Source organism: Mucilaginibacter sp. A3364 (assembly GCF_059690715.1).
This window is the reverse complement of the sequence record NZ_JCAWED010000001.1, coordinates 1-20611: the sequence shown is the minus strand read 5'-3', so window position 1 is coordinate 20611 and position 20611 is coordinate 1. Positions and strand designations below refer to the sequence as shown.

General features: G+C 45.8%; 12 protein-coding genes and 1 rRNA gene. 8 read left to right on the top strand and 5 right to left on the bottom strand.

Annotation, left to right across the window (positions count from 1 at the left end; genetic code table 11):
* Window positions 1–72: 72 nt before the first annotated feature.
* Window positions 73–948 (bottom strand): subclass B3 metallo-beta-lactamase, encoded by an 876-nt coding sequence (bla, locus tag AC59JT_RS00065; protein WP_497394860.1) that lies wholly within the window; start codon window positions 946–948, stop codon window positions 73–75.
* A gap of 97 nt (window positions 949–1045) precedes the next feature.
* Between bla and AC59JT_RS00060 the strand changes: the two genes are divergently transcribed.
* The 5 genes from AC59JT_RS00060 (at window position 1046) to AC59JT_RS00040 (ending at window position 10166) form a co-directional block, all read left to right on the top strand.
* Entirely contained in the window at window positions 1046–2452 is a 1407-nt protein-coding gene (locus AC59JT_RS00060) for an MBOAT family O-acyltransferase (RefSeq protein ID WP_497394858.1), read from the top strand.
* A 5-nt stretch (window positions 2453–2457) separates the two neighbouring features.
* Window positions 2458–3354, top strand: coding sequence for a hypothetical protein (locus AC59JT_RS00055; RefSeq protein ID WP_497394856.1), 897 nt, complete (start codon window positions 2458–2460; stop codon window positions 3352–3354).
* 63 nt (window positions 3355–3417) lie between these two features.
* On the top strand, window positions 3418–5862 hold the full coding sequence (locus AC59JT_RS00050) for a carboxylesterase family protein (RefSeq protein WP_497394854.1): 2445 nt from the start codon (window positions 3418–3420) through the stop codon (window positions 5860–5862).
* Between the two features lie 116 nt (window positions 5863–5978).
* Window positions 5979–8336, top strand: coding sequence for an alpha-L-rhamnosidase-related protein (locus AC59JT_RS00045; RefSeq protein ID WP_497394852.1), 2358 nt, complete (start codon window positions 5979–5981; stop codon window positions 8334–8336).
* 195 nt (window positions 8337–8531) lie between these two features.
* Window positions 8532–10166 (top strand): ABC transporter substrate-binding protein, encoded by a 1635-nt coding sequence (locus AC59JT_RS00040; protein WP_497394850.1) that lies wholly within the window; start codon window positions 8532–8534, stop codon window positions 10164–10166.
* Window positions 10167–10327: 161 nt separating this feature from the next.
* Here the strand turns inward: AC59JT_RS00040 and AC59JT_RS00035 are convergent, their stop codons facing one another.
* Window positions 10328–12373, bottom strand: a complete 2046-nt coding sequence (locus AC59JT_RS00035; RefSeq protein ID WP_497394848.1) for a M3 family metallopeptidase — start codon at window positions 12371–12373, stop codon at window positions 10328–10330.
* Window positions 12374–12499: 126 nt separating this feature from the next.
* Window positions 12500–14764, bottom strand: a complete 2265-nt coding sequence (locus AC59JT_RS00030) for an aconitate hydratase (RefSeq protein WP_497394846.1) — start codon at window positions 14762–14764, stop codon at window positions 12500–12502.
* Between the two features lie 487 nt (window positions 14765–15251).
* On the opposite strand from AC59JT_RS00030, the gene AC59JT_RS00025 reads away from it, so the two are divergent.
* Both AC59JT_RS00025 and AC59JT_RS00020 read left to right on the top strand, forming a co-directional pair.
* Window positions 15252–18059 carry an HD domain-containing protein gene (locus AC59JT_RS00025; RefSeq protein ID WP_497394844.1) on the top strand — a complete coding sequence of 936 codons (2808 nt, stop codon included), beginning with the start codon at window positions 15252–15254 and terminating at the stop codon, window positions 18057–18059.
* Window positions 18060–18560: 501 nt separating this feature from the next.
* The gene (locus tag AC59JT_RS00020) at window positions 18561–18758 is read left to right on the top strand and encodes a hypothetical protein (RefSeq protein ID WP_497394842.1); all 198 of its coding nucleotides are present in this window, start codon (window positions 18561–18563) and stop codon (window positions 18756–18758) included.
* 49 nt (window positions 18759–18807) lie between these two features.
* Here the strand turns inward: AC59JT_RS00020 and AC59JT_RS00015 are convergent, their stop codons facing one another.
* Window positions 18808–19197, bottom strand: a complete 390-nt coding sequence (locus AC59JT_RS00015) for a VOC family protein (protein ID WP_497394840.1) — start codon at window positions 19195–19197, stop codon at window positions 18808–18810.
* Window positions 19198–19749: 552 nt separating this feature from the next.
* Here AC59JT_RS00015 and AC59JT_RS00010 point away from each other — a divergent pair.
* Window positions 19750–20136, top strand: a complete 387-nt coding sequence (locus AC59JT_RS00010) for a response regulator (RefSeq protein WP_497394838.1) — start codon at window positions 19750–19752, stop codon at window positions 20134–20136.
* A gap of 149 nt (window positions 20137–20285) precedes the next feature.
* On the opposite strand, the gene rrf is transcribed toward AC59JT_RS00010, so the two are convergent.
* Window positions 20286–20397: ribosomal RNA gene (gene rrf, locus AC59JT_RS00005) — 5S ribosomal RNA — on the bottom strand.
* Window positions 20398–20611: the final 214 nt, after the last annotated feature.

Here is a 20611-nt window from a genome sequence, read left to right as displayed (position 1 = left end):
TAAACGTAAGACCATATTAAGCACTCGTTGCAAACGAGCGCAAGAGTTTTGAAAATAGGAGGCCTTCGCCTCCTATTTTTGTTTAAGCTTTTTATCCAATGCTTCCTGTAGTTTCGCCAACGAAGCATCGTAGTCCGCCCGTCCGAAAAAGGCTTGCGGATTGTAGGCATCGCCGGGTTTATGCTTGCTGTGTAAACCAAACTGACTTGCGTGTGAGGCTACCCAGATATCAAATTGTAAATTCTTCATGGCTGCTAAAGTATAAGCATAGTCTTTACCTATTGTTGGATATGCTTTGATGTTGTCGAATCTTTCCTCGGTAACGATAGTGGGCAGGTTGGCTATCAGCACGCGGTAACTGCGCTTATCGTCTTTTACGGTGATAACATAACTACATGAACCTTTGGTATGGCCTGGGTGATGCAGCAGGGTTAGCTGTGCGCCGCCCAATTTTACAACATCTTTATCATACAACAAACGGTCGGGTGCTACCGGGACGTAAGTAGCTGTTTTCCCACCCATGGCATAGTCTGATTTTCCGCCGTCTTTCAGCACACCCGCATCGCCCGCATCAACCCATACTTTGGCGCCGGTTAGTTTTTTTATGGCGGCCATGGCGCCCATATGGTCAAAATGCGCCTGTGTGGTTAGCAGTATTTTAATATCCTTCATTTTAAAACCCATGGTAGCCAGGTTGGCTTTGATGATATCGGCAGATGCCGCCAATCCGGTATTGATCAGGATATGGCCTGCGGGTGTGGTAACCAGGTAGCAGGCCAGGTCATAAGTGCCCACATAATACAAATTTCCCGCTATACGGAAAGGCTGATAAGGCCTGGCCCAGTTTGAATCCATAGCGGCAGGCTCTTTAACTTGCTGAGCCGATAATTGTGTAACAGAAAAGCCGAGCGCCAATGCCAGCGCCGCTGTTTTAAACAGGTGTTTCATATAAAAATTGATGTACTGCTAAGATACTACGATAACGAATAACAAGTGCGCTATGATATAAAATGTTTATTTTCGCCGCATATAAACCAACGCCTGCATGCTGTTTAACAGTTTTACTTTTTTAGGATTATTGCTGTTAACATTTATTGCCTACTATACCCCTGCTTTCCGGCGCCATCAAATACTTATTCTCATTGTTTCCAGCCTGATATTTTACGCTTACGATCAGCCTATGCTGGTTGCGTTGCTGCTGTCATCGGGCGCGCTTAATATCCTGGTTAGTTACCACATCGCCTTACAGGGTGCAAAAAATCGCAGGTTGGTGGCTGGCGCGGGCGTAGCGCTCAACCTGTTATTGCTGGCGTTTTTTAAGTATGGTAAGCTGGCCGCGCATACCCTTTTCAACGCTGATGAGTCGATAGGCCATTGGCTGCTTACTATCCCGCTGCCCATAGGTATTTCGTTTTTTACTTTTGAGGGAATAAGTTTATTGATTGATGTATTTAAAGAACCGGCCAATCAACGCAGCAGGTTGGTACCCGAGTCATTGGCGCAACATACCCGCAACACACTGTTCTTCATCTCATTCTTCCCGCACCTCGTGGCCGGCCCTATACTGAAAGCGCACGATTTTTACCCGCAGATAGGCGAGAAAAAACTAAGCGATATTGATTGGGATAGTTGCTTCAAAACCCTCATCATCGGCTACTTTTTAAAAATGGTAGTGGCCGATAATTTAAAGGATTTTACCTTCTGGATAGCCTACCCCTACTTTCAATCCATGTCATCGGCAAACCTGGTGGCAATGCTTTTTGCTTATTCCTTCCAGATATTTGCTGATTTCGCAGGGTATTCGCTTATTGCCATAGGCTTGGGCAGGCTATTTGGTTACCGGTTTCAGGACAATTTTAATTTTCCATACATCTCCACTTCGTTTAAAGAGTTCTGGAAACGCTGGCACATATCCCTGTCCACGTTTTTGATGGAATATTTATACTTCCCGCTTGGGGGTAACCGCAAAGGTAAGGCACGCACATACCTTAACCTTATGATCACCATGGTGCTGGGTGGCTTGTGGCACGGCGCGGCCTGGAGCTATGCCGTATGGGGCGCGTTTCACGGGCTGGCATTGGCTAGCGAGCGTTTTATACACAACAACGTCAAAAAAAAAACGGGCGCTGTGGCAAGTGCTTTGCTGGGTTTGGTGGTATTCTTTTTCATCACCCTGTCATGGTTACTGTTTAAACTGCCGGAGTTTGGCCATGTCATCATCTATCTTAAAAGCATCGGCACCAACCTTGCCATGCCGGTTGATGTACGGCCTGTTTTGTATATCCTGGTTTATTCGGCCCCGGTTATAATTTATCATGCGCTGTATTTGCTAAAGGAACGTCAGTTTTTTGCTGTCGCGATGCGATATGATTATATGCTGTACGCGATCATGCTTTTCCTCATGCTGGTTAACAGCGGTACATCCGGTTCATTTATTTACTTCCAGTTTTAAACGAGATGAGTCAGGCGATCAAAAAAACATCACTCGCAACCTTAGTTTTACTGGTATTGTATGCGCTGTACTCGGTTAACGTAGACCCTGACGTATACAGTAAACAGCAGCAATGGCAGGAAAACGCCATTAAAGCACAACGCTATATTTTTGGCCCTACGCCTAAAAATGTGATGGTAGGCTCGTCGCTTTCGGCAAAACTAACCAATGCTTTGCCCGGTTGCTATAACCTTGCATTTAGCGGTCAGGGTAACCTGGATGGCCTGCATATTATCCTCCGTAAAGAACAACTCCCCGACACAGTATTTATTGAAATGAACACCCTGCTGGTACCCGAGAATAAAAGCTTTGTCGACAATATGACCAACCCCGCACTAAATGTGGTGCGTAAAAACATACTACCCTTCCGCGAAGGTAAACAGCCGCTGCCTTTGGTAGTATGGCAAATGGAGCGCGCCGTAAAATCGCTTCGTGGCAAAACACAGGCAGCAAATTCGCGCAGCAAAGCTTTGGCTAACCAGTTGCTTGACGCGCAGGTTAAAAAATACGATGTGGCACCGCAGGCGGAAGCGGTTCAATCTGCCATTAAAGAGCTGCACCGGTTTGTAGATGCTTTAGAAGTACGGAAAATAACGGTCATATTTTTTGAATTACCGGTGCACACCAAATTATGCGACCTGCCGCTTAGCCAAACCATCAGGAATGCATTCTTCACCGGTTTCCCTCAACAGAAGTATCGCTACATTGCCAAACCCGACTGCAAAGGCTATACAACCACCGATGGTATACACTTCACCGTAGGCGATGCCGGGAAATATGCCCGATACTTTCAAACAGAAGTAATGGCGCTCAACGCCCGTAGCCAAACCCTAAAAATGCTCGATAACTTTTTCCAGCAGTAAAATCTGTTTTAACAGATGCACCGCCGGAGATAAGGAATAAACAGTTTTTTATTAGGTTTGTGTATGACCAGATCTTCCCTCCAATTTAAGCTGCCCAATTTTATAGTATGCCTACTTACGGTGCTCACTATCAACAGCTATGCACAAAGTAAATACGCATTCACTAACGGATTATCCATACGCGTAAACGTCAATTACAACCGTGCGGCAGTTTACCAGGATGGACTGGCTTATGCGCTATATAAAGGCATGCTAAAAAGCCCCACCGAAGGCGGTACGCTAACAGGCGCCACCAACAGTACCGATGCCAAATGGGCCAAAATAACAGCCGATACCGCGGGCCGCTTCCGGGTACGTGGCGGCGAGGGCACCTACCTGTATTTTAACTATAATTCGCCTGTCGAAAGGGTGGCTATTTTGAATATTTCGGGCAATAGTGCAGTATTTGTAAATGGCGCGCTGCATATGGGCGACCCATACCGCTTTGGCTGGATGAACGTGGTAGTTAAACTAAATAAAGGCAATAATGATTTTTATGTGCGCGGCGGCATGCTGCAGGGCCAATTAACCTTCCCCGCTAAAGCTATTTTGCTGGATGTAAAAGATCCTACAGCGCCATTTATCATAGCCGGCAAAACCATGGGTAAGCAAATGGCCGCAGTGGTAGTTATCAATACTACATCGGCTACGCTAAAAAGCCTGCAAATGCGCAGCAATCTTGGCGGCAGGCAGGTAACCAGCTGGCTGCAAAACGTACCTGCCAACAGCACCCGTAAAATTTATTTTGAGTTTGATGGCTCTACCGTACAAACTAAAGGTTTTAATGATTGCGCGCTAACATTAATACAAAACGGCAAGGAACTGGATAAAGCCACCCTGAAAATAGAAAGCGTTTTACCCGGCGATAAATACAGCCAAACCTTTGTAAGCCGTATTGACGGCAGCCTGCAATACTATTCGGTAGCGCCGCAGGTGGGTGGGCAAAAGGATGGCGAAGCGCTATTCTTCTCGGTGCATGGTGCCGGTGTAGAAGCTATTAACCAGGTGCGGGCCTACAAATCAAAAGACTGGGGTAACCTGGTTAGCCCAACCAACCGCCGCCCGCGTGGCTTTAACTGGGAAGATTGGGGGCGTATAGATGCCATGGAGGTACTTACACTGGCCAAACAACAATTTAAACCCGACGCGCAACATATTTACCTAACCGGCCACTCCATGGGCGGCCATGGCACCTGGTTTTTGGGTGCAACCTATCCGGATAAATGGGCTGCGATAGCGCCGTGTGCGGGTTATCCTACACTAAAAACTTACGGCTCGGCCGATGGGGTGGTGCCCGATAGCAGTTCGACTGACTTTGGCAAACTTTTACTTCGCGCCAGCAACCAAAGCGACGTGCCTAAACTGGCCCAAAACTATAAACAGGCAGGTGTTTATATTTTGCATGGCGATGCCGATGAAACCGTACCCGTGGCCTTTGCCCGCCAGATGAAGCAGCAACTGGCCGCCTTCCATAGTGATTTGAGCTATTATGAATATCCCGGCGGCTCGCACTGGTACGGCGACCATTCGGTAGATTGGCAGCCAATTTTTGATCTGTTTAAATGGCACAAAATACCAACGGATAATGAACTTAATTCGATCGACTTTAGTACCGCTAGTCCGGGTATATCGGCATCCAACCATTGGGCAACTATTCATCAGCAGGTGGTACCATTTCAGTATAGCCGCATCAGGTTAAATCGCAACAGGCAATCGGCCACCATAACCGGCACTATCGATAATGTGGCCCTGCTTAAATTAAAGCTGGCAGGTTTTGCAAAAGACAAGGCGGTTACTTTGGTGATGGATGCTTCGGCCCCGCTAAAATATACCACCGTTACCGAGAACGACAGTGTTTATCTACGGAAAGAAAATACCGGCTGGAAACTGGTAGCCCAGCCTCCATCAACCGAAAAAGGCCCGCACCGTTACGGCACTTTTAAAGAAGGTTTTAATAAGGACGTACTGTATGTATACGGCACCGGCGGCACCACGCAGCAACAACAATGGGCTATTAACAAAGCCCGATACGATGCGGAAAGCTGGTACTACCGCGGCAACGGCGCTTTTGACATCATCAGCGATAAAGAGTACCTGGCCAAAAAGCAGGAAGCCCGGAATATTATATTGATAGGCAACGCCAACACCAACGCGGCGTGGAGCAACCTGTTGCTTGACTGCCCTATAAAAATAGCCGACGGCACAGCCCAGATAGGCGGCAAAAAGTTTACGGGTAATGACCTTGGCGCCTACTTTGTTTGGCCCCAGCGAGGTACTTCCGACTATGTGGTTTCGGTAATTGCCGGCACGGGCATAGAAGGTATGAACGCCCTAAACGCCAACCAATACTTTACCGGCGGCAGCGGCTTTGCCGATATTATGCTATATAAACTGGATATGCTTAAAGACGGCGCCCCGCAAATACAATATGCCGGCTTTTACGATAATAACTGGAAAGTAGCAGAGTAGTCGCCACAAAAAACCAATGACATAATGACCAATGAGTAAATATAAGCTAAAACGATTTATTTGCTTTGAATTGTTTATTTCGCCATATTGCAGCACCAATTTCATGACCTTGTACTATGAAGCTACTGTACGCCCTTCTGCTTTCGTTTTCCGGCCTTTTAGCGCCTTTGGCCGTTCGTTCTCAAACCGCATATCCGCAAACGCCGAAACGGGCAAGCTGGAACGCGCAATGGGTGGCAGCGCCGTGGGATGACGGGCATACTTACGCGGTATTTCATTTCCGCAAAAGCTTTGAGTTAAAAACTAAGCCGGCTACTTTTTATGTGCATGTATCGGCAGACAACCGGTATAAATTATATATCAATGGCACGCTGGTGTCGTTAGGTCCGGCGCGGGGCGATACTTATTTCTGGAATTACGAAACCGTTAACCTGGCTCCCTACCTCGCCGAAGGCAAAAACACCATAGCTGCTTTGGTATTTAACGAGGCCGATTTTAGACCAGAGGCGCAGATCTCCGTACGTACCGCTTTCATTCTGCAAGGTAACTCCGCCGCCGAAGAGATCATTAACACCAACAAAAGCTGGAAATGCGTGCGCGATGCCGGCAGACAGCCTGTACCGGGCTATTTCTTCGCGGCCAGTAAAGGCGAAATGGCCGATATGAGCAAAGCCGTTAAAGGCGATTGGACAGCGGTTAACTATGACGATAGCGCCTGGGCCAACGCCAATAAAATAATGGATGGCACCTTAAAAGGCATGGCCTGGGGTATTGACTGGGCATTGGTACCTACCACACTCCCTCAGCCCGAAATGACCTACCAGCGCCTAACCAAACTACGCAAAGCCACAGGTATAAGCGTGCCGGCAACCTTCCCGCAGGAAAAAACACCTTTAACTATTCCTGCCAACAGCCAGGTTACTTTATTGCTCGATCAAACTTTTGAGACCAATGCCTACATCACCCTAAACATGAGCGGAGGCAAAGACGCGCGCCTGTCCATCGGCTACGCCGAATCGCTTTACCTGCCGGGAAAAGGTGAGCGCAAAGGCAACCGTAACGAGGTAGACGGGAAAGTTTTTGTAGGGCGCATTGATAGTTTACTGGCCGATGGCAGCAAAGGCCAAACGTTTACTACGCTAAACTATCGTACGTTCCGCTATATCCGATTAATCGTCACCACTAAAGACGAACCTTTAACTATTGACGACCTGTACGGCACCTTCACCGGCTATCCGTTTAAACGCACCGCGGTTTTTAATGCCGGCGATAACGAAATAACCCAAATGCTGGATATTGGCTGGCGCACCGCGCGACTTAACGCTGTAGAAACCTATATGGATTGCCCTTATTACGAGCAACTGCAATACATTGGCGACACCCGCATACAGGCCATGGTGAGCTATTACAACACGCCCGACGACCGCCTTGCCCGTAACGCCATTACCCAAATAGACCACTCGCGCCAGGCCGAAGGTATTACCAAAAGCTGCTACCCAACTAAAGGAACGCAGATCATTTCGCCTTTCTCGCTGTGGTACATTGGTATGGTGCATGATTATTTTATGTACCGAAATGATCCGGCCTTTGTGAAGGATAAACTGTTGGGTGTGCGTGGCATACTGGATTTTTTTGCCAAATACCAGATGGCCGATGGTTCAGTAAAAAATACGCCTTACTGGGCTTTTGTTGATTGGGCCGGCAACCTGGCCGGCGGCGTAAATGGCAGCGACGGTTGTGCCGCCATATACGACCTGCAACTACTATACGCCTACCAATGGGCCGCCGAAATGGAGGGCAAGCTGGGTTTACAAGAGCAGGCTGCCATCTATAACAAAAAAGCAGCCCAGCTTAAAGCCACCATACAACGCAAATACTGGGACGCTAACAAAAAACTTTACGCCGATAACCGCGACAAGAAAGGTTACTCGCAACACGCAAACTCATTAGCCATACTAACAGGCCTGGTGAAACCTGCCGATATGCCTGCATTGGCTAAACAATTGGCCACGGATAAAAGCCTGATACAATGTTCGGTTTACTTTAAATATTATTTGAACCAGGCGCTGATAAAAGCCGGAGCCACCAATGATTACACCAGCCTGATCGGCATCTGGCGCGAAAACATGGCGATGGGCCTTACTACCTGGGCCGAGTATTCGGATGTGAATACTTCCCGGTCTGATTGCCATGCCTGGGGTAGTAGTCCGAATGTGGAGTTTTTCCGTACTGTTTTAGGTATTGACAGCGATGCCCCCGGCTTCACACACATAAAAATTGAACCTCACTTGGGCAGCATGAAAAACGTAAGCGGCGAAATGCCGCACCCTAACGGCGTAGTTGCTGCTGCCTATAGCTTTGAAGGTGGCAAATGGAAAGTAAACATCCGCCTGCCGCAAAAAACTACGGGAGTATTGGTTTGGAAAAGTAAGCGATATGTTTTGAAAAGTGGGGTGAATTTGGTGGTGATATAGAATTTGCGCTCGTCCTACAAAACTTGCGCTCGTCTGTGACGAGTGCTTAACATGGTCTTGCGATTGCATGGCTTTAATCTCGCGATAGTTTGCAACGAGCGCTTAACACGGTTTTGCGATTGCATCGCTTCTCATCCCATTGTCAAATCGCAAAGCCTTAACAATGCCTACGCAACATTTCCCTATATTTAGTTAATGAATAAACCCATCTGCTACATACTCTTGCTGTCAGCCTTGCTAATTACTGCCTGCAATACCGATAAACAGAACGCAGATAAAACCACCTTCAACCTCAATCTCGATGAGGGCCTTACCTCGCTCGACCCGGCCTTTTGCCGAAACCACAACACCATCTGGATGGATAACCAGCTGTTTAACGGCCTGGTGCAAATTAACGATAGCCTGCAAACCATTCCCTGCATAGCTAAAAGCTGGGACTTGTCTGCCGACGGCAAAATCTACACCTTCCATTTACGTAACGATGTATTCTTTCATGACGCGGCGCAGTTCAAAAATGGTGTTGGAAGAAAGGTAAACGCACAAGATTTTGTTTACAGCTTTGCGCGCCTGATAGACCCAAAAGTAGCCTCATCCGGCTCATGGATCTTTAGCGACAAAGTTACGGGTAAAGAAGCTTTCGAGGCTGTAAATGATAGTACATTTCGGCTTACATTGAAGCAACCCTTCGCGCCGTTACTAAGCATGCTTACAGCGCAATACTGCTCGGTGGTGCCACATGAGGTGGTTGATCATTATGGGAAAGATTTCCGCAGTCATCCGGTAGGTACGGGCCCCTTTAAGTTTAAATATTGGAAAGAAGGCGAGATACTGGTTTTCCTGAAAAATGAAAAGTATTTTGAGCGCGATAAGGCCGGTAACCGCCTGCCCTATTTGGATGCTATGAAAGCTACTTTTATTGATGACAAGCAAACCGCGTTTATGGAATTCATCAAAAAAAACCTGGACCTTGTGAATGATATAGACGGCAGCTATCGCGATGATATCCTAACCAAATCCGGCCACCTGACACAAAAATATAAAGGCCAGTTTACGCTAAGTTCGGGGCCGTACCTGCACACCTTGTACCTGGGGATGTTGGTTGATACCAATCTGGCTATTGTTAAAAAATCGCCGCTGAGGAAACTCAAGGTCCGCCAGGCTATTAATTGCGCTATCGATAGGCAAAAACTGGTGAAATACCTGCGAAACAGTTTAGGTACACCAGGCCAGGCGGGTTTCATTGCCAAAGGGATGCCCGGCTATAGCGATACATTACCTAACGGTTACAGCTATAATCCCACCCGTTGTCGCAAACTACTGGCCGAAGCCGGTTATCCCGACGGTAAAAACATGCCGCCCATACAGCTAACCAGCACCACCGCCTACCACAGCCTGATAGAATATGTGCAAGGCGAACTGGAACGCGCCGGCATAAAAACCACGGTAGAAGTTACTCATGGTGCCAGTCTGCGCGAGATGGTGGCTAAAAACGGCATCAACTTTTTCTATGGTTCATGGATAGCCGACTACCCGGATGCTGAGAATTACCTTTCCGTTTTTTACTCCAAAAACAAAGTACCCTTCGGCCCCAATTATACGGGCTTCAACAATAAGCAATTCGACAAACTTTTTGAAGCCGCCTACCTGGTAAAAGACGACCATCAGCGCCACGCCCTTTACCGTCAAATGGATAACATCGTGATGCAACAGGCGCCGGTAGTAGCGCTATATTACGATAAACGGGTTAACCTGTATCAAACCAACATAACCGGCTTTAGCACCAACGCGCAAAATTTGCTGACGTTGAAGAGGGTGAAGAAGGGGTTGTAAGCCACCACACGTTCGCTTGTCATTTCGAGCGATAGCGAGAAATCTTATACAAGCTGCAAGTAGCAGGGCGTATAAGATTTCCCCTCGTTCCTCGTCGAAATGACCTGTTGAGTTAAGCAATGACCAATGACGCCGCAGGCGAATGACTAATGACCGAATGACTACTTCAACCCAATAGATTTCAAGAACGCCGCCGAATTAGGTTTTCTGCCCAAGAAGTTTTGCAGCATTACCTGTTCATCCTGCGTGGCACCTTTCTCCAGTATCATTTTACGGTAACGCTCGCCTATAGCCGGGCTAACCACCCCATTCTTCTCAAACACCGAAAACATATCCTGAGCGTACACCTTCGACCATAAGTAGCCGTAGTAGTTTGCTCCGTAACCATTCAGGTGGTCAAAGCCGGCAATAAAGTGTGTGCCTGTCGGGAAAGGCACCTGCAGCATTTTATATAGGTTGATGGCCACGTTGTTAATGCCTTGCTTTTTGGCAGCGGCGTAACGGTCCTCATAAGTAAAATCAAGCATACTCAAATACACCTGGAACATATTAGCAGGGATCAAGCCTACGGTGCGGCCCTTCTCCATTTTATCAAACAGCGCTTTGGGCAGTACCTCGCCGGTTTTGTAGTGTTTGGCGAAAAGTTTTAAGGCGTCATAGTTCCAGCAAAAGTTTTCCAGGAACTGCGATGGAGCCTCCACAAAATCGCCCTTAGCAGCAAACGCGTTTTGTGATGATATGGCTGGATGTGCCAACAGGAAATGGATCAAATGCCCAAACTCGTGGAACAGCGTTACCACATCGCCGTGGTTAAGCAGCGTGGGCTCATTGGTTGCCCCTTCGGGGAAGTTGCAGAGTAAGGTACCTACCGGCAGCAGGTCCTCACCTGTTGGTTGCTTATGGTACAGCGATAGATTAAACGCTGCAAAATGCGTGTATTTATTAGCACGGGGATATAGATCAAGGAAGAAAGTTCCCATCTTTTGGCCGTCTTTAAATAGCTCGTAACTGCGCACTTTGTGGTACCAGGTTGGCATGCCTTTCGCTTCGCGGATATCAATGCCGAAAAGTTTTTGGTACAGCGTAAACATCCCCGAAATGGTGTTATTCATTTCGAAGTACAGCTTCACCTCGTCGGTGTTGAGCTGGTATTTTACGTCGAGTAGTTTTTTGTTGTAGTAAGCACCGTCCCAGGCAAATAACGTATCGGGCTGGGTGGGGTTAAGGTAATGTTTCAGGCCACGAAGTTCGGCATTGGCTACCGGGATCTTGGGGGTTAGCTTGGCTTTCAGGTCCTCCAAAAACAGCCATACGTTTGCCGGCTTGGCCGCCATTTTTTGCAGCAAGGCATATTGCGCGTAGGTTTTATAACCTAGCTGCGTTGCCAGTTTCTGGCGGTAAAAGAACAAACTATCCAGCGTTTTAATGTTGGCCGGGTAGGCGCGATTAAAGTAGTGCGCCTGCATGGTTTTGCGCACTTCGGGGTCATCCGCGTAGCGCATGATGTTGACGAAGTTGGGGCCGTTAATGGTGATGGTATAGTTATCCGCCCCGCGTTTCCAGGCGCTGCTGATACCCGATGGTACGCCGGTAACCTGTTTAGCGGTAAACGTAACGCTATCTTTACTCTCAGCTATATTCCTGTCAAACTGCGCGCCGAAGCTGATGATCTTAGCATAGGTCTTCTTCAATGCTGTCCGCCCCGCGGCACTTAACTTGGTACCATTGATCTCAAACGAAACCAAAGTCTCACTCAAAAACTTCTTTTGATCAGCACGCAGACCTTTCGCGCCAGCACTTAACGAAAACCGCTTTAAAGCCTGGTACAGCTTCAAATTTAAATACAAGTCAGAACTATAGCCTGCCAGCTTTTCGTTTAGCTTAACGGCTTCGTCGCGGGTTTTGTCGTCCTCGTAGGCGCTGGAGATGACCGACAGTTTCCCGCTCAGGCTATTCAGCACAAAGTTCAGTTCGTCAAAAGCCATCAGGGTGTTGGCCACGGTTTGCTTCCCGGCGGGGATGGCGATAATGGCGGCACTCATGGCGTCGCATTTTTTGATCACCTGCGCGGCGGCATCGTCAATAACGGCGGCGTCCACCTGTTCAAAATGAATGGGGGCGTTGGTGTATACCAGTAAAGGGTTCGTGGTATTTTGAGCCGACACCGCCAAAGGCAGCATCGCCATAAAAAGTAATTTTTTGATCATAATAAAACCAGTTGATCAAATATAACCCAAATCCACCCACAAAAAAAAGAGACGCAAAATATTGCGTCTCTACATTTATAAAATCAAAAATAAATTCGAAATCGAAAATCCGAAATCCGAAATAAATTACGCTTGCTGCTTCCTGATAATATTCAAAGCACCACCGGCTTTAAACCACTCAATCTGCTGCGCATTGTAAGTGTGGTTAACCGCGAAGCTATCTGTAGTACCATCCTGGTGATGTAACACTACCGTAAGCTGTTTGCCCGGGGCAAATTCAGTTAAGCCTAATACGTCAATTTTATCATCTTCCTGAATTTTCTCATAGTCGTTGCTATCGGCAAAAGTTACGCCCAGCATACCTTGTTTCTTCAGGTTGGTTTCGTGTATACGGGCGAACGATTTCACCAATATCACACGCACACCCAGGTGGCGTGGCTCCATTGCCGCATGCTCGCGCGATGAACCTTCACCATAGTTCTCATCACCCACTACTATACTACCAATACCATGCGCTTTGTAATCACGCTGCGTAGCAGGCACAGGGCCGTACTCGCCGGTTAGTTGGTTTTTAACGCTATCGGCGCTGTTGTTGAAGTAGTTAATGGCACCAATCAGCATGTTGTTGCTAATGTTATCCAGGTGACCGCGGAATTTCAACCAAGGGCCGGCCATCGATATGTGGTCGGTAGTACATTTGCCTTTGGCTTTAATTAACAGTTTAAGGCCGGTAAGGTCTGTACCCTCCCAAGGCTTAAACGGATCCAACAACTGCAAACGTGCCGAAGCCGGGTCAACCTTAACTACCACGTTGCTGCCATCTTCGGCAGGGGCCTGGTAGCCGGCATCCTCAACCGCGTAACCTTTAATCGGCATCTCTAAGCCTAGTGGCTCGTCAAGTTTCACCTGCTCGCCGTTCTCGTTAGTTAAAAAGTCGGTAAGCGGGTTAAAGGTCAAATCGCCTGCAATAGCAAAAGCAGTCACCATTTCCGGCGACGCCACAAAAGCATGCGTATTAGGGTTACCGTCCTGCCTTTTAGCAAAGTTACGGTTAAACGAAGTTATGATGGAGTTACGGCGCGTAGGGTCATCCGTATGGCGCGCCCACTGACCGATACATGGTCCGCAAGCATTAGCCAATACCACACCACCCATCTGGCCAAAAGTATCCAGGTAACCATCACGATCTACCGTGTACCTAACCAGTTCGCTACCCGGGGTAATGGTAAACTCGGCTTTAGCTTTCAGGTTTTTGCTGATAGCCTGTGCCGCCAACGAAGCCGAACGAGTAATATCCTCGTACGATGAATTGGTGCATGAGCCTATCAAACCAACCTCCAGCACTGCAGGCCAGCCGTTCTCTTTAACCGCCGTAGCAAATTTCGAAATCGGCCACGCCAGATCCGGCGTAAACGGACCGTTAATATGCGGCTCCAACTCGCTCAGGTTAATTTCAATAACCTGGTCAAAGTAGTTTTGCGGGTTAGCATACACTTCCGCGTCGCCGGTTAAATGCTCGGCAATGGCGTCGGCAGCGTCGGCAATTTCGCCACGCTCGGTACCACGCAGGTAAGTAGCCTGTTTCTCGTCGTAACCGAAGATAGAAGTAGTAGCACCAATTTCGGCACCCATGTTACAAATGGTACCCTTACCGGTAGCGCTCAGGCTTTGCGCGCCTTCGCCAAAATATTCAACAATAGCACCGGTACCACCTTTAACGGTTAATATACCAGCCACTTTTAAAATAACGTCTTTAGCGCTTGTCCAGCCGCTTAATTTGCCTGTCAGTTTAACACCAATCAGTTTCGGGAATTTTAGCTCCCATGGCAAGCCCGCCATCACGTCGCACGCGTCGGCACCGCCAACACCAATAGCAATCATACCCAAACCACCCGCGTTAGGCGTGTGGCTATCGGTACCAATCATCATACCACCCGGGAAAGCATAGTTTTCCAACACCACCTGGTGAATAATACCCGCGCCGGCTTTCCAGAAACCAATGCCGTATTTATCACTCACCGAAGCCAGGAAATCATACACCTCGCGGTTAACATCAACCGCCGTGTTCAAATCTTCCACAGCGCCAACCTTGGCCTGTATCAGGTGATCGCAATGAACGGTACTAGGTACAGCAACCTGAGGGCGACCGGCTTGCATAAACTGCAACAGCGCCATTTGGGCGGTAGCATCCTGCATGGCCACGCGGTCGGGCGCGAAGTCAACATAATCAACACCGCGGTTAAAGGCCTGTTTAGCCTCGCCCTCGCTCAGGTGAGCGTATAATATTTTTTCGGTTAGCGTAAGGGGTTTACCGGTAGCGTTGCGGGCAGCAGCCACACGGGCACTGTAACGCTGGTAAACACTCTTAATCATGTCTAAATCAAAAGCCATGTTGGGTATAATTTTTATAGGATTACGTAATAAAACCACAACCACCCCGCGGAAGCCAAATTTTTAGCCCGGTTTACGGCCAAAAACCACCACGAAGCAGCGATAGCGGCGAATTTACAAAATATAAGCTTTAAAGCGAAGTTGGGGGGATGTTGTGTGTTATTTGGATATATTCTAAATAGCGTATAGCCTGCGGCGTCATTTGCTGCGCGTCATTGGTCATTGAGTCATTGGTAGGTTGGGGATGGGTGTATATTAACAAAGCGACAGGCCCAATGACTAATGACCCAATGACTGATAAGGGCGTAACCCGCTGATAGAAGCGGGTCGGGCTTTCCGCTCATACTGCACAGGCCTTAGCCACATGGCCGGTATCCGCTGCAATCCCTTACGCGGGGGAGGGGGCATGGAATCAACAGTAACTTAACACTGATGTAAATTATACATAATATAGTTAAAAAATGGCTAATATTATTATATTAGTCTTATGCCAATTATTTTACCTAAACGATTTAACGATATATTAGTCAAAGACTACAAACTATATGCAGCGACCTTATCTACGGTCGCGATGGTCTCTGAGTTGCTCGAAAACGGCGAAATGTATTTCTTCGAAGAATATACTAATCACGGAATTAAACACGTGCAAAGTGTTTTAGAGAGCTGTCAAGATATTATAGAAGACAACACATTGTCTAATTTATTGCGGCCATTGGATGTTGCTATTCTCGTCAATTCAATAATGTTACATGACATCGGCATGTTTACCTCATTAAGTATGTTTCGAGGAATGATTGATGGGTCTTATGATGATGTGAAATCTGATTTTTTTGACGATAAAACTTGGTCTAATCTTTGGCAAGACTTCTTAGACGAAGCTAGAAAGTTCAGTAGTTATCAAAAAAAAATAATTTTTGGAGACGAATCAATAATCGTAAGGTTACCCAATCTAACAGATAAAAACCATATAAATACCACTGATAGAAAATTGATCGGTGAATTTCTCCGAAGACATCATGCAAGATTTGCCCACGAGATCTCATTAAAAGGAGCAATACTCGGTGATGAGAAAGCTATATCTATTGGCAACGATTTTGACGATTACTGTAAAGATTTATCGGGGTTAGTTGCAAGAAGTCATGGAATTGATATTCGAAATACATTTGATTATTTAAAATCAAATTACTCAGAATATGAATGGGCCAACCCTTACTCGATTAAAATTATTTTTTTGATGATTGTTTTGAGAATCGCTGACTTTTTTCAGTTTGACGCAAATCGAGTTTCAATTCAAACTCTAAAAATAAAAACTTTTTCAACTCCGTTCTCTGAATATGAGCACTTAAAACATCTGGCAATAAAATTTGTAAAAGTGTTTCAAAACGATAATGAAACGTTATTAGTAGAAACCGCACCAAATAACAGCGTAATGTTTCTCAGCCTAAAAAAATTATTTAAAGACATACAAAATGAAATAGATGTTTCTTGGGCTATTTTGGGTGAGATTTATGGCAAAGATCAAGAGTTAGAAAAGCCCAAGATAAAATATAGAAGAATAAAATCGAACTTGGACAATCCTCGGTCTGAATTTATTAAATCAGTTAATTATATACCTGAAGAAATAACGTTCACTACTGACATTGAGCTTCTAAAATTACTGGCAGCTCCGTTGTACGGCGACAATCCCTCTTATGGGGTCAGGGAGTTGTTGCAAAACGCTATAGACGCTTGCAGAGAACGGAAAAAGGAAGAGGGCGTAAACCGAACCTATATTCCTGTAGTCGAAGTCTCTTTAATTGAAAGCGGCAACGAGTATTTTTTTTCTATACAAGATAATGGAAAAGGTATGACCCTTTTTGAAATTAAAAACTATTTTTTAAAGGCGGGATCGTCTTTCAGAAAAAGTTTGGACTGGAAAAAAAAATTCACAGATGAATCTGGGCACTCTTTGATTGCACGGTCAGGAAAGTTTGGAATAGGTGTATTGGCAGCATTTATTTTAGGTTCAGAAATTGAAGTTGAAACTAAATCCATTCATTCTACAAGTGCTTTTATGTTTAAAACTTCTATTAATTCGAATCAAATAGAGGTATTAAAACATCAAGGCCATCAAATTGAAGGAACCACTCTTAGAATTAGAATAACGAAGGAAACTTTTCAAAATCTGCAAGACAGGATCTCTTCACCTAGCGACATTCGATGGACAGACTGGTACACATTGTCCAGTCCTGAAATAAAATATTTTACAATTATAAATGGGATCAAATTTCAGAAATCACCAAGCTTTTCGCTTTCTCCAAACTATGACGAGCCTGTAGACCCTATATGGAACGTAATTTATCCAAAAGGTTTTCATTCTGTAATGTGGACATATATTGAATCAAAAAAAATCACTAAAAATTTAACCTGTAATGGAATTGTCATCCCCTACGGGAAAATACCGGATAATTATCATGGCAGAATATTAAAATCCAACCCCAAAGTGTCAATATTTGATTTCGATGGAATATTGAATTTAAATCTTAGCCGGAATTCCTTAGATGACAATGAAATTCTATCTAATGCTTTGTACGAAGACATCTACTCTGATATTATTGCGAAACTTTTATGTTATGATTTTAAAAGTGATTTACCGATTTACAAGGAAGGCCATTTTTTTTCTAAGGAGCTACGATTTACTCATCCCGCGTTTAAAAATTACAGTGAAAATGATCTAATAGGCCTTTGTAAAAATGGATATGTTTTATTTGACCATCATTTTTTAAAACATTTACACAAACCAAATCTCAACGAATTTTTAATATTCCATAACACAGAAAAGATCGGCACCCTTACCGATGATTTGATAATTAACCTAAAAAGCAGCGACGAAAGCATTGGAAAGTTAAGTCAACAACTCGATATAGCGCACAATGAAGAATGCGTAAGAGTTTTTTCAAGGGTATCACATTATAATAAAATGTTCAACAGTGAAGTTCAATCAAGAGTTAGGTCTGGATTAAAAAAATCGCATCTATTAGAAAGTCCCCCATTTGAGGGATGGGTAGCATACTCAATTTATTCACCGAAGCAGTCACGTGTAGACCTGCAAAAACTTAGCGAAGTAATCGACAACGTTAAATTAATTAGACAATACCGATTTAGTAAATTGAAAGATTATGACCCATTGTTTAAAGAACTTATATCAAAATATTTTAATGGCGATGTTATAATACCCTATGATTTTGAAGAACGAAAAAGAAAATATCCTCTTGCTTTTGAAAAATTAAAAAGACATATCGACAAATATATATAGATAGTTTTTAAATGGCTCCGCACGCCAAATGCTATCCCCCGCTGGCGCGAGTATGCAGCGCAGGCCTGAGTGCGGCGTACTCGTGACCTTACCACATGCTTGGCTTATGTAGAGTCCCGATAGCTATCGGAGCTTCGTACCTCGCAATGACGCGCGGTAAGGTTTACCCCACGCTGGCGCGAGTATGCAGCGCAGGCCTGAGCGCGGCGTACTCGTGACTTTGCCACATGCTCAGCTTATGTAGATTGCTTCGTACCTCGCAATGACGCGTGGTGAGATTTGCCTCATCCTACTTTTTCAACCCCGCTACCGCAAGCGTCCCCGCTTGTGGTTATTTAACAAGCTAACGTTAAGCCTCCCATCTCCAGTAATGCCTTGGTAAAATAATATCACCTATTTTCAAAATAGTGACGACGGTCATTTTTTTAGGTTTCGGCATTGTGTATTTTGGCGCGAGAAAAGTGTTAACCCCGGCATGGTTCTTATGATCAAACCAATCACATGTCAACCAAAGCGCAGGCGCAACTTTATCTACAAGCTTTGGAGAAGAAGCATGCCGCCTACTTTCAGCAAAACAACATCAGCATACTGGATTGTGTTGAAATAAAGGGCCGCGGCATCATCACCGTCCACCTCCTCAAAACCGATCTCCCGTTCGACGTACGATTTGATATTGAAACCCTGTTTTGGGTTGATTAATGGCGGCTTCGGCACATGCCCGGCACAAATAGGTTTGCACATTTGCACATCAAAAATTCCGCTCCACTATCTGCAACATATTCCCCTCAGGATCTTCAAAGGCGCGTACTTTGCCGCCGCCAATAGCTTCGATGAGATCGCTGGTCCAAACCACGTTGTGGGCGTCCAGGTGGGTTATAGCCGCTTCAATATCACTCACCCGCAGCGCCAGGTGACTCCAGCCGGGTGTCCAGGTTGTGCGGTGGGGGCGTGCGGTATCGTCAACCGGCATAATTTCCAGCAATGAGTTATCGGGCGCGCGCAGCATCCACACCGGCTTAGGGTGCAGGTAGTATTTGGTATAGCCTAACACGCGGCAATACCAATCGGCCATGGCTTCAACGTTAATTACGGCAATGGCGGGGTGGTCAATCTGGGTAAATCCTATGGAGGTGGTCATGCTTCAAATGTAGCGTTTTATTGAATATTTGTTAGTCTTGAGTCGGGAGCCTTAAGTCCTTAGTCTTTTTGGGCATCTCGACCTAGAATCCCCATCACCTCCTATCCGACTTAAGACTTAAAACTCCCGACTTTAGACTAAAACATCCCTTAGTGTACGGAAGCTCAAAAAACACCTGTAGCACCAAATACTGACAAAACAGCGCCACCAAAAATAACAACACTCTCAAAACCAATACTGTAGCATGCTACACCAAGGTGTAGCAGTGTAGCGTGCTACGCATACAGCGCTACACTGCGCTTCCGCCGATTTAGAGGCTTAGTGTACCGTTATGTTAAATCCGCTTTATTATTTAACTAATAAACTAGTTTAACTTATAGGAAAAAATTTAATTAAAAAAATAGGATAAGCAAAATAACATGCTTACCTTTAGGTGTATGGTTTGAATACCTGATCCCGGTCGAATTGCGAAGAGGTGCATTACATACCGTTCTTCCGCGCGACGCAATCGCTTTCAGCTTTTTGAGTAACCCGCCATACCTGGAAGTAATCATGAAAAAGATCCTGTTACTTGATGACAACCTGGATATCGTCCAGATCGTCGAAGAAGTGCTGGCTTACGAAAATTACGAAGTCCACAGCGCCACCAAAAGCCTGGGGTTCCTACCCCTGGTCGAGCAATATAACCCCGATATGATCATCCTGGATTACCGCCTTCAAGACGGTAACGGCGGTGAGTTATGCCATGCCATTAAGCAGCACCCAAAATTCAGACATATCCCTATCATTATCTTCACCGCCTATATGCAACCCGGCCTTGATCTAAGCATCTACGGCTGCAACGCCATCATCAGCAAACCCTTCGACCTGGAAAACCTGGTAGACACCATCAAAAACCTCATCAAAGCCGAAGGCCAGGACGTCCAAATAGCCTTTTAAAACCGGCTAACTTAATCACATTGTACGTATAAGGGCATCCCTCCGCTGAAAGTCGGAGATGGTATTGTGCGTCTAAACGCTTGAGCTATCAGAAACCTCCCCTAAACGCAAAAACCCCTCCAGATTTCTCTGAAAGGGTTTCTTGTAAAATTTGGCACCGACCTACTCTCCCACGTTTTACCGCAGTACCATCGGCTCTGGCGGGCTTGACTTCTCTGTTCGGAATGGGAAGAGGTAGACACCGCCGATATAGGCACCTGAATATCTTTAATGTTTTAACCTTTACGGTTTAAACAATGACATATTATTGAAAGAAGTAAGTTTAAGAGAAAACAACAGTATTATTATCTGTCTGTTGTTTTGGTCGGTCCCCATATTGCTATGGGGACCTATAAATCCAACACGAAGAAAGCTTCGGGCGATTAGTATTACTCGGCTATGATGTCACCACCTTTATACCTGTAACCTATCAACG

What these genes read in the sequence shown, in the direction of transcription:
- AC59JT_RS00060 (WP_497394858.1), top strand. Translation starts at nt 1,046, where the DNA reads ATGCTGTTTAACAGTTTTACTTTTTTAGGATTATTGCTGTTAACATTT.
- AC59JT_RS00030 (WP_497394846.1), bottom strand. Translation starts at nt 14,764, where the DNA reads ATGGCTTTTGATTTAGACATGATTAAGAGTGTTTACCAGCGTTACAGT.
- bla (WP_497394860.1), bottom strand. Translation starts at nt 948, where the DNA reads ATGAAACACCTGTTTAAAACAGCGGCGCTGGCATTGGCGCTCGGCTTT.
- AC59JT_RS00015 (WP_497394840.1), bottom strand. Translation starts at nt 19,197, where the DNA reads ATGACCACCTCCATAGGATTTACCCAGATTGACCACCCCGCCATTGCC.
- AC59JT_RS00055 (WP_497394856.1), top strand. Translation starts at nt 2,458, where the DNA reads ATGAGTCAGGCGATCAAAAAAACATCACTCGCAACCTTAGTTTTACTG.
- AC59JT_RS00050 (WP_497394854.1), top strand. Translation starts at nt 3,418, where the DNA reads ATGACCAGATCTTCCCTCCAATTTAAGCTGCCCAATTTTATAGTATGC.
- AC59JT_RS00045 (WP_497394852.1), top strand. Translation starts at nt 5,979, where the DNA reads ATGAAGCTACTGTACGCCCTTCTGCTTTCGTTTTCCGGCCTTTTAGCG.
- AC59JT_RS00035 (WP_497394848.1), bottom strand. Translation starts at nt 12,373, where the DNA reads ATGATCAAAAAATTACTTTTTATGGCGATGCTGCCTTTGGCGGTGTCG.
- AC59JT_RS00040 (WP_497394850.1), top strand. Translation starts at nt 8,532, where the DNA reads ATGAATAAACCCATCTGCTACATACTCTTGCTGTCAGCCTTGCTAATT.
- AC59JT_RS00020 (WP_497394842.1), top strand. Translation starts at nt 18,561, where the DNA reads ATGTCAACCAAAGCGCAGGCGCAACTTTATCTACAAGCTTTGGAGAAG.
- AC59JT_RS00025 (WP_497394844.1), top strand. Translation starts at nt 15,252, where the DNA reads ATGCCAATTATTTTACCTAAACGATTTAACGATATATTAGTCAAAGAC.
- AC59JT_RS00010 (WP_497394838.1), top strand. Translation starts at nt 19,750, where the DNA reads ATGAAAAAGATCCTGTTACTTGATGACAACCTGGATATCGTCCAGATC.